Below are 12,723 nucleotides of genomic sequence, written 5' to 3'. Positions count from 1 at the left end.
ACCGTTTTATACGGTTTTTTTAATATTTTACTATTAAATCACGTGTTGCATTTGCATAAATAAAATATATAAAACGCATGTTATTTGAAGCTTTATTGAACAAGGGGACACTTCCCCAAAGGAGGGGTTCCAGAGCGGTCAAATGGGGCGGGCTGTAAACCCGTTGACTTCGGTCTTCGAAAGTTCGAATCTTTCCCCCTCCACCATTTAATAATTTTTTAAATAACATGGAGTGTTACTCTTGGGGTTGTGCGGGTGTAGTTCAATGGTAGAACGCTAGCCTTCCAAGCTGGATGTAAGGGTTCGATTCCCTTTACCCGCTCCAAGAAAATGAAATTATAAATAAAAACAAATAAACTGAGGTATAAAAGTAATGTCAAAAGAAAAATTTGTAAGAAATAAACCCCACTGTAACATTGGGACTATTGGTCATGTAGACCATGGTAAAACAACTCTTACTGCCGCTATTACAAATGTGCTAGCAGAAGCAGGTGGTGGAACAGCAGTTGCTTATGATCAAATTGATAAAGCACCAGAAGAAAAAGAGAGGGGTATAACAATTTCAACAGCACACGTTGAGTATGAAACTGAAAAAAGACACTATGCTCACGTAGACTGTCCTGGTCATGCTGATTATGTAAAAAACATGATCACAGGAGCCGCACAAATGGATGGAGCAATTCTAGTAGTTAACGCAGCTGATGGTCCTATGCCACAAACACGAGAGCATATTCTATTAGGAAGACAGGTTGGTATACCTGCAATTGTCGTATACCTAAATAAAGTTGACCAAGTTGATGACAAGGAAATGATTGATCTTGTGGAAGAAGAAATTAGAGAACTTTTAACATCTTACAAATATCCTGGTGACAAAACACCAATCGTCAAAGGTTCAGCTTTAGCAGCAGTTGAAAAGAGAGATGATGAAATTGGAAAAAATTCAATTTTAGAATTAATGAAAGCTGTTGATGAACATATTCCACAGCCAGCTAGAGAGGTTGATAAACCATTCTTAATGCCTGTTGAGGATGTATTCTCAATTTCAGGAAGAGGAACAGTTGCAACTGGTAGAGTTGAGTCAGGTGTAATTAAAACTGGTGAGGAAGTTGAGATAGTAGGAATTAGAGAAACTAAAAAATCAGTTTGTACTGGAGTTGAGATGTTTAGAAAACTTTTAGATTCTGGTGAAGCTGGGGATAATGTTGGAATTTTATTGAGAGGTATTGAAAGAACTGATATCGAAAGAGGTCAAGTTCTTTGTAAACCTGCTTCAATTACTCCACATACTAAATTTGAAGCCCAGGCTTATGTACTTAAAAAAGATGAGGGTGGAAGACACACACCTTTCTTTACAAAATACAGACCGCAGTTTTATTTTAGAACAACAGACGTTACAGGTGAAGTGGAGTTACCAGCTGGCACTGAAATGGTTATGCCAGGTGATGATGCTAAATTTACTGTTAAACTAATTACACCAATTGCTATGGCAGAGAAATTAAATTTTGCTATTAGAGAAGGTGGAAGAACTGTTGGAGCAGGAGTAGTAACTAAAATTATAGAGTAACTCTATAAATAGGAGTGTAGCTCAATTGGTAGAGCGCCGGTCTCCAAAACCGGAGGCTGAGGGTTCGAGTCCCTCCGCTCCTGCCAATTTGAGCTTATAAATTATGAGAAACCCGATTAAATTTATACAGGAAGTCAAACAAGAGGCTTTTAAGATTACTTGGCCAACTTGGAAAGAGACATTGCAAGGTGCTTTAATGGTATTTGTAATGGCAGTTGTTATGTCTTTATTTTTCCTTCTTTTAGATCAGGTTTTAAAATTTTTCTTAGAACTTTTACTTAAAGTGAGTATTTAATGAAAAATTGGTACATTGTTCAGTCACATTCTAGTTTTGAGAATAAAGTAGCCTCTTTAATTAAAGAGGAGGCAGATAAAGCTAAAATTGCCGATAAATTTGAGGAGATTATTGTACCTACCCATGATGTTACTGAAGTGAAAAGAGGTAAAAGAATTCAAAGAAAAAAGAAATACTTTCCTGGATATGTATTAATAAAGAGCGAGATGGATAATAATATTTATCACATGATTAAGAATATAAAGAGGGTCAGTGGTTTCTTGGGTACAAAAGGTATTCCGGTTCCAGTTTCAGATAAAGAAGTAGAAAAGATTTTAGGTCAGATCAAAGATGGTGTTGCTCAACCAAAATCTGGAGTAGATTACAGTGTAGGTGAAAAAGTTCAGGTTGTAGATGGTCCATTTGCATCATTTACTGGAATGATTGAAGAAATTGATGAAGAAAAAGCTAGACTTAAGGTGTCAGTTTCTATATTTGGTCGTCCAACACCTGTAGATTTAGAATATAACCAGGTTGAAAAGGTAAGTTAATGGCAAAAGAAATAAGTGGATTTATAAAATTACAAATTAAAGGTGGTCAAGCCAATCCAGCTCCACCAGTTGGTCCTGCATTAGGCCAACGTGGTGTAAATATAATGGAATTTTGTAAAGCGTTTAATGACAAAACAAAATCAATGGCAGGCAAACCTGTGCCAGTTGAAATTACAGTTTATAAAGACAAAAAATTTGATTTTAAAATTAAATCGCCTCCAGCATCATTTTATATTAAAGAAGCAGTAAAACTAAAAGGTGGATCTAAAGAACCTGGAAGAAATATTGTTGCTTCAATATCTAAAAAACAATTAGAGAGTATAGCAAAAGAAAAAATGAATGATTTAAATGCTCACGATGTTGAAGAAGCTATAAAAATTATTGCTGGATCAGCTAGATCAATGGGTATTGAGGTAAAAGAATAATGACATCCAAAAGATATAAAAAATTACCTGAAAAGACTAAGGACTTAAGTGCAGAGTTTATTGAAAAATTATTACCTGAACTTAAGAAAAATTGCACAACTAAATTTGATGAGTCTTTAGACTTAAGTTTTCAAATTAATAACAAACAAAAGAAAAGCGAAGTTAATATTAGAACAGTAGTTAATTTACCAGGGGGCACAGGTAAGAAAGTTAAAGTTGCTGTAGTTTGTGAAGATAATAAAGCTCAAGATGCAAAAGATGCTGGAGCAGATATTGTGGGTGGTGATGAATTTGTTGAAAGAATTAAAGGTGGAGAATTAAATTTTGAAAAATTAATTTGTACTCCTGGAATGATGATTAAACTTTCTAAATTAGGAAAAGTTTTAGGACCAAAAGGTTTAATGCCAAATCCTAAACTAGGTTCGGTTTCTGAAAATATTAAAGAAGCTGTTACTAATGCTAAATCTGGTCAAGTAGAAATTAGAAATGATAAAGATGGAAACATTGGAGTTAGTATTGGTAAAAAATCCTTTAGTGATGATCAATTACTAAAAAATTACAATGCAATTTTAGATGCTTTAGAAAAAGAAAAATCAAACAACACATTAAAAGGTGATTTAATTAGAAGTGTATTTGCTACATCAACAATGGGTGTTTCATATAAAGTTAAATTAGGGAAATCGATATAGTTATGATGAATAAAGAACAAAAGAAAAATTATATTGAAGAGATGACTAGTAAGTTTGAGAACAGCAAAGCTATTATGGTTACCCATTACCAAGGTTTAACCATGAATCAATTAGATGAATTGAGAGCAAAAATGAGAGAACATGGTATCATTTTCAAAATAACAAAAAATAGAATCACAAAATTAGCCTTAGAAAAAACAAAGTGTAAAGATTTATCAAATTTATTTACTGGACCTACCGCAGTTGCATTTGGTGAAGACGCTATAATGTCCGCTAGGATACTTTCAAAATTTGCAAAAGATAACGAAAACTTAAAATTAATTGGTGGAATAATGGATAATGAGGTTTTAGATTCGGCCGGTGTCCAAAATGTAGCTAGTTTACCTACATTAGATGAAGCAAGAGCCAATATTGTGGGTATTTTGAACGCTTCTGCATCTAAATTAATTAGTATTTTGCTTGCACATTCAGAAAAAATGAGTAGTTTGACCGCAGAAAATTCTGAAACACAACCCAAAGAGTAATACATATGCCTGACCTAAACAAAATTATTGAAGACTTATCAAGTTTGACTGTTGCAGAGGCAGCAGAACTTTCAAAACAATTAGAAGAAAAATGGGGTGTAACTCCAATGGCAGCAGCAGCTCCCGCAGCAGCAGGTGGTGCGGCTCCAGCAGAAGATAAAGATGATTTTACAATCATGTTAGTTTCTGCAGGTGATAAAAAAATTAATGTTATCAAGGAAGTAAGAGCAGCTACTTCATTAGGTTTAAAAGAAGCTAAAGATCTTGTAGAGGGAGCACCAAAAGAAGTTAAATCTGGTGTAAACAAAAAAGATGCTGAAGAGATAAAAGCTAAGTTAGAAGCTGCTGGCGCTAAAGTAGAACTTAAATAAATTAAATAGAAAGAATTCGAATACTGATTATTTTTAATCAGTATTTATAAACATAGATGCAATTATCTTTTACTGAAAAGAAAAACATTAGAAAAAGTTTTGGTAAACTAAAAGAGAGTTTATCTATACCTAACTTAATTGAAGTACAAAAAAATTCGTATAAAGAATTAACAGAATTTAATGTTGAGGCAGCAGAACTTACCAAAGGTTTTGATAGAGTATTTAAAAGTATTTTCCCAATAGAAGATTTAAACGATAAAGCAACTCTAGAGTATGTTTCATACAGATTGGAGAAACCTAAATTCGATGTTGAAGAGTGTATAGCAAGAGGTCTTACATATTCATCGGCTCTTAAGTGTACTTTAAGATTAGTAGTTTATGAAATAGATCAAGAAAATAATACAAAAGATATTTTATCAGCTAAAGAGCAAGAAGTTTATATGGGTGAAGTGCCTATGATGACTAATAGTGGAACTTTTATAACTAATGGTGTTCAAAGAGTTGTAGTAAACCAAATGCACAGAAGTCCAGGTGTATTTTTTGATCATGATAAAGGGAAAACTCATGCAAGTGGTAAACTCTTATTTAATTGTAGAGTAATACCTAATAGAGGTTCGTGGTTAGATTTTGAGTATGATGTGAAAGATTTTCTATATTTTAAAATTGACAGAAAAAAGAAGATTTTTTCATCTACTTTATTGTTAGCTTTAGGTTATACAAAATCAGAAATTATAGATGAGTTCTATGAAAGTGAACAATATAATTTTGATCCAAAAACAGAAAAGTGGAAAACAAAGTTTAACCCTGAAAACTACAAAGCAAAAAATTTCTCAGAAGAGGTAATTGATGCTAAGACTGGTGAAGTAGTAATTAAATTAGGTGATAAGATTAATTTTTTAAGTGCAAAAAAATTAGCTAATGATGGTCTTAAAGACATACTGGTTTCAAGAGAGTCCTTGTTTGGTAAATTTTTACATAGAGATGTAAAAGTTAATGAAGAAGAAGAAGGTGTATTTAAAATCGGGACTGAACTAAATGATACAATTATTCAACAAATTTTAGATGCAAATATACATGCACTTCAAATTTCTGTTACAAACTCTATAAATAAAGGACCTTATCTACTTACAACTATTTTAGCTGATAAAAATAACACTAAAGACGAAGCTATTACAGAAATTTATAAAATGTTAAGACCGGGTGAACCGCCAACTATAGAGATAGCAACTCAAATATTTAATAATCTTTTCTTTAGTTCAGATAGATATGATCTATCCGATGTAGGAAGAGTTAAAATGAACTCAAGATTAAACCAAGAGTGTTCTGATAAAATTACCATATTAAGAAATGACGATATCATTGCAATAATTCATAAAATGCTAGATTTACGTGATGGAAAAGACGATGTTGATGACATCGATCATCTAGGAAATAGAAGAGTACGTTCTGTAGGAGAGTTAGTGGAGAACCAAGCTAGAATTGGTGTTTACAGAATGGAAAGAGCTATTAAAGAAAAAATGACAACTTTAGATGTTGAGTCGGCAATGCCACAAGATCTAATAAATGCAAAACCATTAACCGTTTCATTGAAAGATTTTTTTGCAAGTTCACAACTATCTCAGTTTATGGACCAAACAAATCCATTATCTGAAATTACTCACAAAAGAAGAGTTTCAGCATTAGGTCCGGGTGGATTAACTAGAGAAAGAGCAGGTTTTGAAGTTAGAGACGTGCACCCAACTCACTATGGAAGAATTTGTCCAATTGAGACACCAGAAGGTCCAAATATTGGTTTGATTAACAGTTTATCAACGTATGCAAAAATTAATAAGTATGGGTTTATTGAAAGCCCATACAAAAAAGTAAAAGACGGTGTTGTTCAAGATAAAGTTGAGTACTTGTCAGCAATGGAAGAAACAAAATTCACTATTGCTCAAGCAAACACAAAACTTGATAAAAATGGAAAAATTACTGAAGAACTCGTTTCATGTAGACAAAATTTAAACTTTCTTTTAGCTAAACCTGACTCTATTGATTACATTGATGTATCACCAAAACAATTAGTTTCAGTTGCTGCCTCATTAATTCCATTCCTAGAAAATGATGATGCAAACAGAGCTTTAATGGGTTCAAATATGATGAGGCAAGCAGTTCCATTATTAAAACCTGAGTCGCCACTTGTTGGTACAGGAATTGAAAGTGATGTTGCTCTAGACTCTGGAGTAACTATAGTTGCTAAACGTGATGGTATTGTTGATAAAATAGATGGTAAAAGAATTGTTATAAAAGTTACAGAGGAAACTGATTTTAGTAAGTCCGGTGTAGATATCTATAATCTTCAAAAATTTAAAAGATCAAACCAAAATACTTGTATAAATCAAAGACCATTAGTTAGAGTTGGTGATAAAGTTAAATCTGGAGATATTATTGCTGATGGTCCTTCAACAAAATTAGGGGAACTTGCTTTAGGTAAAAATGTTACTGTAGCTTTCATGCCATGGCAAGGTTACAACTTTGAAGACTCAATACTAATTTCAGAAAGATGTGTTACAGATGATGTATTTACATCTGTTCATATTGTTGAATACGAAATAATGGCGAGAGATACAAAACTTGGTGAGGAAGAAATAACAAGAGACATACCAAATGTAAATGAGGAAGCTTTAAAAAATCTTGATGAATCAGGAATAGTTTATATTGGTGCAGAGGTAAATGCTGGAGATATTTTAGTTGGTAAAGTTACTCCAAAAGGAGACTCAGCATCAGGCCCAGAGGAAAAATTATTAAGATCAATATTTGGAGAAAAAGCTATTGATGTAACCGATACATCTTTAAGAATGTCAAGAGGATCAAGCGGAACAGTAGTTGATGTAAGAGTATTCAATAGACATGGAATTGAAAAAGATGAAAGATCAATAACAATTGAAAGAGCAGAAATTGAGCAAGTTCAACAAGATAAAATTGTTGAGGAAGAAATATTAGAGAGAAGTATTAAACAAAGAGCCTCACAATTTCTGTCAGGATCATCTGTAACAAAAAAAGTAAAAGATTTATCAGAAGGAACTAAGTTAGATTTTGATACTATTAATAAACTATCAATTAATGATGTCTTCAAAATTACAGTAGGAAATGTAAATGACGAAGCAACATTAGCTCAATTAAAAGAGCAATATAATAAAGCAAAACAAGACATAACAGAGAGATTTGAAGATAAAGTTTTAAAAATTAGAAGTGGTGATGATTTGTTACCAAGTGTTATGAAAATGGTAAAAGTATTCGTTGCTATAAAAAGAAGATTAAGACCTGGCGATAAAATGTCAGGAAGACATGGAAATAAAGGAGTTGTAAGTAAAATTGTACCCGTTGAAGATATGCCGTATAGAGAAGATGGTAGGCCAGTTGATATTGTATTAAACCCTCTCGGTGTTCCAAGCAGAATGAATGTTGGACAAATTTTAGAGACACATTTAGGTTGGGCATGTAAAGAATTCGGTGAACAAGTTAAAAATTTAGTAAACGAAAATAATAAAAAAATTGAAAGAACAGAAAAAATCGAAAAATTTTTAAAATCTGTTTACGGAGAAGAAATTTTCAATGACAAAGTAGACAAATTAAGCAAGAGTGAATTTAAAGATCTTTGTGAAAATTTACAAAATGGTATCGCAATCTCAACACCTGTTTTTGACGGAGCTAAAGAAAAAAATGTTACTGAGATGCTTGAACTGGCAAATTTACCAGGATCTGGACAAACTTATTTATGGGATGGAAGAACAGGAGAGAAATTTGATAGACCAGTTACTGTTGGAATAATCTATATGCTAAAGCTTCATCACCTAGTTGAGGATAAAATTCACGCAAGATCTACAGGACCTTACAGTTTAGTTACACAACAACCTCTTGGTGGTAAAGCCCAATTAGGTGGTCAAAGATTTGGGGAAATGGAAGTGTGGGCACTTGAAGCATATGGTGCATCATATACATTACAGGAAATTTTAACTGTTAAATCTGATGATGTTGCAGGAAGAGTTAAAGTTTATGAGACTATAGTTAAAGGTGAAGAAAACTTTGAGTCTGGAATACCAGAGTCTTTTAACGTTTTAGTTAAAGAGATTAAATCATTAGCATTAAATGTGGAGCTTAATTAATGAAAAAAGAATTAACTGATTTATTCAAAGGCAGTGAAATTTCAGAAGCTCAAAATTTTAATAGCATTAAAATTTCACTAGCTAGCCCAGAAAAAATAAAATCTTGGACATTTGGTGAAATAAAAAAACCTGAAACAATTAATTATAGAACATTTAGACCTGAAAAAGATGGTTTGTTCTGTGCAAGGATTTTTGGACCAATAAAAGATTATGAGTGTTTATGCGGTAAATATAAACGAATGAAATTTAGAGGAATTATATGTGAAAAATGTGGTGTTGAAGTTACAAAATCAAACGTGAGAAGAGAAAGAATGGGCCACATTAATCTTGCTACACCGGTAGCACATATCTGGTTTTTGAAGTCTCTTCCAAGCAGAATTGCTTTAGCAGTAGACATGAAATTAAAGGAAATAGAAAGAGTTCTTTATTTTGAAAACTTTATAGTAATAGAGCCTGGTTTAACTGGTTTACAAAAAAATCAACTTTTAAACGAGGAAGAATTAGCAAAATACCAGGATGAGTTTGGTGAAGAAAGTTTTACAGCGGGAATAGGAGCAGAAGCTGTTCTTGAGATGCTGAAAAATTTAGATTTAGAATTAGAAAGAAAAAATCTTGTTAGCTTCATTAAAGAAACTAAATCAAAAGTCAATGAAGAGAGAGCAATTAAAAGATTAAAATTAATTGAGTCATTTATTGAGACAGGTCAAAAGCCTGAGTGGATGATTATGACTGTTGTACCAGTTATACCGCCGGAATTAAGACCATTAGTTCCTCTAGACGGTGGAAGATTTGCTACTTCAGATCTTAACGATTTATACAGAAGGGTAATTAATAGAAATAACAGATTAAAAAGATTAATGGATCTTAGAGCTCCAGACATCATCGTACGAAATGAAAAAAGAATGCTTCAAGAGTCTGTTGATGCTCTCTTTGATAACGGAAGAAGAGGTAGAGTAATTACAGGCACAGGTAAGAGACCACTTAAATCTCTTGCTGAAATGTTAAAAGGTAAGCAAGGAAGATTTAGACAAAATTTATTGGGTAAAAGAGTTGATTATTCAGGAAGATCAGTAATTGTTGTTGGTCCAGATTTAAAATTACATGAGTGTGGTTTACCCAAAAAAATGGCTTTAGAATTATTTAAACCATTTTTATATGCAAGATTGAATAAATTAGGTTTAGCTTCAACAATTAAACAAGCAAAAAAATTAGTTGAAAAAGAAACTAATGCAGTTTGGGATGCTTTAGAATTGATAGTTAGAGAACATCCTGTGCTTTTAAATAGAGCGCCAACACTTCATAGACTTGGAGTTCAAGCATTTGAGCCGAAATTAATTGAAGGTGATGCAATTGAATTACATCCTTTAACTTGTGCAGCATTTAATGCTGATTTCGATGGTGACCAAATGGCAGTTCACGTTCCATTAAGTTTAGAAGCACAATTAGAAGCTAGAATTTTAATGTTATCTACAAACAATATTCTTTCTCCATCAAACGGTAAACCAATAATCGTTCCAAGTCAGGATATGATTTTAGGAATTTACTATTTGTCCCAAGAACCTATATCTGACAAACCAGCTGGATACTTTACAAATTCAGATCAAATTGAATTTGCATTATCATCTGGTCAAATAAATGTTCATAGCACTATTATTTCAAGATTTGAGACTGTAGATGATCAAGGTAACAAAAAAATGGAAAAATATACTTCTACAGCTGGAAGATTTTTGTTAGCAAATTTATTACCTAAGAATAGCAACATTAAGTTTTCTTTAGTAGATAGGTTATTGCCTAAAAAAGTAGTTTCAGAAATAATTGATGTTGTATTTAGATTTTGTGGTCAAAAAACAACTGTAATTTTCTGTGATAAACTTAAAGATTTAGGATTTAAACATGCATTTAAAGCAGGAATTTCCTTTGGAAAAGACGATCTTGTAATTCCAGCAAATAAAACTCAATTGATCGATGATACTAAAAAACTAATTGCAGATTATGAAACCCAATATGCCGAAGGTTTAATTACAAGAGGTGAAAAATATAACAAAGTTGTTGATGCTTGGTCTAAGTGTACTGATAAAGTTGCCGGTGAAATGATGAAAGGAATTTCAGCTACAGAAAAAACTGATGAAGGATTGAAAATAAATTCTGTATTTATGATGGCTGACAGTGGAGCCAGAGGATCTGCTGCACAAATGAAACAATTAGCTGGTATGAGAGGTTTGATTGCTAAACCGTCAGGAGAAATTATCGAAAGTCCAATTATTTCAAACTTTAAAGAGGGATTGACTGCTTTAGAGTACTTTAATTCAACTCATGGAGCTAGAAAAGGGTTAGCAGATACAGCACTTAAAACAGCTAGTTCTGGATATTTAACTAGAAGACTTTGCGATGTAGCTCAAGATTTAACTGTTACCAAAAAAGCTTGTGACTGTAAAAACCCAGGATTTATCGAGCTTTCAGAAATTTTAGAAGGTGGTAATGTAGTAGTTAGCCTATCTGAAAGAGCGCTAGGTAGAATTACATTTGATGAGGTTAAACATCCTTTAACTGGTGAAGTAATAATCAAAAAACAAACTATGATCGATGAGGCTGGATGTGATAAAATTGATGCTGCAGGGGTAAAATCAATAAAAGTTTACTCAGTAATGACCTGTGGTTCAAAAGAAGGTGTTTGTGCTACTTCTTACGGAAGAGATTTATCTAGAGGTAAAATGGTTCACGTTGGAGAAGCAATTGGAATGATATCTGCCCAATCAATTGGAGAACCAGGAACACAGTTAACAATGAGAACTTTCCACGTAGGTGGAACTGCTTCCGTTAAACAGGACTCGCAAATTGTAACTAAAAATGAAGGAACATTAAAAATTATAAACTCAAATATATTAGAGGACTCTAAAAAGAATTTAATTGTAATGGGTAGAAATACTCAACTTTCAATTGAGGATGATAATGGAGTTCAAATTGCAGTTTATAAAGTTGCATATGGATCAAGATTATTTTTTAATAACGGTGATAAAGTAAAAGCTAATACTAAAATATGTGAATGGGATCCATATACAACTCCAGTTATTGCAGAGAAAAGTGGTACAGCTAGTTATGTAGATTTAATTGATGGTGTATCAATTCAAGAAACCACTGATGATGCAACAGGAATTTCATCTAAATCAGTAATTGATTGGAGAGGCCAATCAAAAAGTACTGATTTAAAACCTAGAATTACTCTTAGAGATGAAAAAGGAAATGTAATCAAAAAAGCTGACGATAATGAAGCTAGATATTATTTGGTACCAGATTCGATTTTATCAGTTAAAGATGGTCAAAAAGTTTACGCAGGTGATGTAATTGCAAGATTACCTAAGGAAACTACAAAAACAAAAGATATTACCGGAGGCCTTCCAAGAGTTGCTGAGTTATTTGAAGCAAGAAAGGCGAAGGATAGTGCAATCATTGCAGAAAATGACGGTAGTGTAATATTTGGAAAAGAAGTAAGAGGAAAACAAAGAGTTTCTATCGTTCCTGAAGACGGATCAGAACCTTCAAATTATTTAATTCCAAAAGGCAAACATATTAATTTTAACCCTGGCGAAAAAATTCAAAAAGGTGAATATCTTCTAGATGGTCAACCATTGCCACATGATATCTTAAGAATTTTAGGCATTAAAGAACTAACGGAATACTTTGTTAACCAAGTTCAAGAGGTTTATAGATTACAAGGTGTAATCATAAATGATAAGCATATTGAGACTATTTTAAGACAAATGCTTAAAAAGGTTGAGGTTAAAGTATCTGGTGATTCAACTTATTTACCTGGTGAAGTTGTCGATAGAATTAAGTTTGACAATAGTAATGAAAAATTAGTTGCAGAGGGTAAAATACCAGCTGTTGGTGAAAGAGTCCTAATGGGTATCACTAAAGCTTCACTTCAAACAGAATCCTTCATTTCAGCAGCCTCGTTCCAAGAAACAACAAGAGTGTTGACAGATGCTGCAATTAAAGGAAAAGTTGACCCATTAAACGGTCTTAAAGAGAACGTAATAGTTGGAAGATTAGTTCCTGCAGGAACTGGTAATATTAAAAACAGATGGAACAATAAAGCTCTAGAGGATGATAAAAATTTCTTAACTGAGCAAGAAAAGATAGAAGCTTCCGAACCTGAAGAAACACAGATAAATCAGTAAAA

Annotated in this window: 9 protein-coding genes and 3 tRNA genes; all 12 read left to right on the top strand. The window is 32.8% G+C overall.

Annotated features, from left to right (window positions below; all coding sequences use genetic code 11):
* The first annotated feature begins 120 nt into the window (after positions 1–120).
* Positions 121–206: transfer RNA gene (locus tag ACTT9L_RS02685), tRNA-Tyr, on the top strand.
* A 45-nt stretch (positions 207–251) separates the two neighbouring features.
* Positions 252–325 (top strand) — tRNA-Gly (locus tag ACTT9L_RS02680).
* Between the two features lie 48 nt (positions 326–373).
* Positions 374–1,564 carry an elongation factor Tu gene (tuf, locus tag ACTT9L_RS02675; protein WP_440927806.1) on the top strand — a complete coding sequence of 397 codons (1,191 nt, stop codon included), beginning with the start codon at positions 374–376 and terminating at the stop codon, positions 1,562–1,564.
* 10 nt (positions 1,565–1,574) lie between these two features.
* Positions 1,575–1,650: transfer RNA gene (locus tag ACTT9L_RS02670), tRNA-Trp, on the top strand.
* 17 nt (positions 1,651–1,667) lie between these two features.
* Complete coding sequence (gene secE, locus ACTT9L_RS02665; protein ID WP_440927805.1) at positions 1,668–1,859, top strand: preprotein translocase subunit SecE; 192 nt, start codon at positions 1,668–1,670, stop codon at positions 1,857–1,859.
* Positions 1,859–2,389, top strand: a complete 531-nt coding sequence (gene nusG / locus ACTT9L_RS02660; RefSeq protein WP_023853689.1) for a transcription termination/antitermination protein NusG — start codon at positions 1,859–1,861, stop codon at positions 2,387–2,389. Before secE ends, nusG begins: the two co-directional genes overlap by 1 nt.
* Positions 2,389–2,814: a 50S ribosomal protein L11 gene (rplK, locus tag ACTT9L_RS02655; protein ID WP_440927804.1), complete on the top strand. Its 426-nt coding sequence runs from the start codon at positions 2,389–2,391 to the stop codon at positions 2,812–2,814. The genes nusG and rplK overlap by 1 nt, the downstream gene beginning before the upstream one ends.
* The gene (gene rplA, locus ACTT9L_RS02650; RefSeq protein WP_440927803.1) at positions 2,814–3,503 is read left to right on the top strand and encodes a 50S ribosomal protein L1; all 690 of its coding nucleotides are present in this window, start codon (positions 2,814–2,816) and stop codon (positions 3,501–3,503) included. The genes rplK and rplA overlap by 1 nt, the downstream gene beginning before the upstream one ends.
* Positions 3,504–3,508: 5 nt before the next feature.
* Positions 3,509–4,027, top strand: a complete 519-nt coding sequence (gene rplJ, locus ACTT9L_RS02645; RefSeq protein WP_440928655.1) for a 50S ribosomal protein L10 — start codon at positions 3,509–3,511, stop codon at positions 4,025–4,027.
* 5 nt (positions 4,028–4,032) lie between these two features.
* On the top strand, positions 4,033–4,398 hold the full coding sequence (gene rplL / locus ACTT9L_RS02640; protein ID WP_145597943.1) for a 50S ribosomal protein L7/L12: 366 nt from the start codon (positions 4,033–4,035) through the stop codon (positions 4,396–4,398).
* A 56-nt stretch (positions 4,399–4,454) separates the two neighbouring features.
* The gene (gene rpoB / locus ACTT9L_RS02635; protein WP_440927802.1) at positions 4,455–8,543 is read left to right on the top strand and encodes a DNA-directed RNA polymerase subunit beta; all 4,089 of its coding nucleotides are present in this window, start codon (positions 4,455–4,457) and stop codon (positions 8,541–8,543) included.
* Entirely contained in the window at positions 8,543–12,721 is a 4,179-nt protein-coding gene (gene rpoC / locus ACTT9L_RS02630) for a DNA-directed RNA polymerase subunit beta' (protein WP_440927801.1), read from the top strand. Before rpoB ends, rpoC begins: the two co-directional genes overlap by 1 nt.
* Positions 12,722–12,723: the final 2 nt, after the last annotated feature.

The sequence above is a fragment of the Candidatus Pelagibacter sp. genome (assembly GCF_052049675.1).
In the GTDB taxonomy this organism is placed as follows: domain Bacteria; phylum Pseudomonadota; class Alphaproteobacteria; order Pelagibacterales; family Pelagibacteraceae; genus Pelagibacter.
Note: the sequence above shows the minus strand (reverse complement) of the source record. Positions and strands in the feature narration are given on the sequence as shown.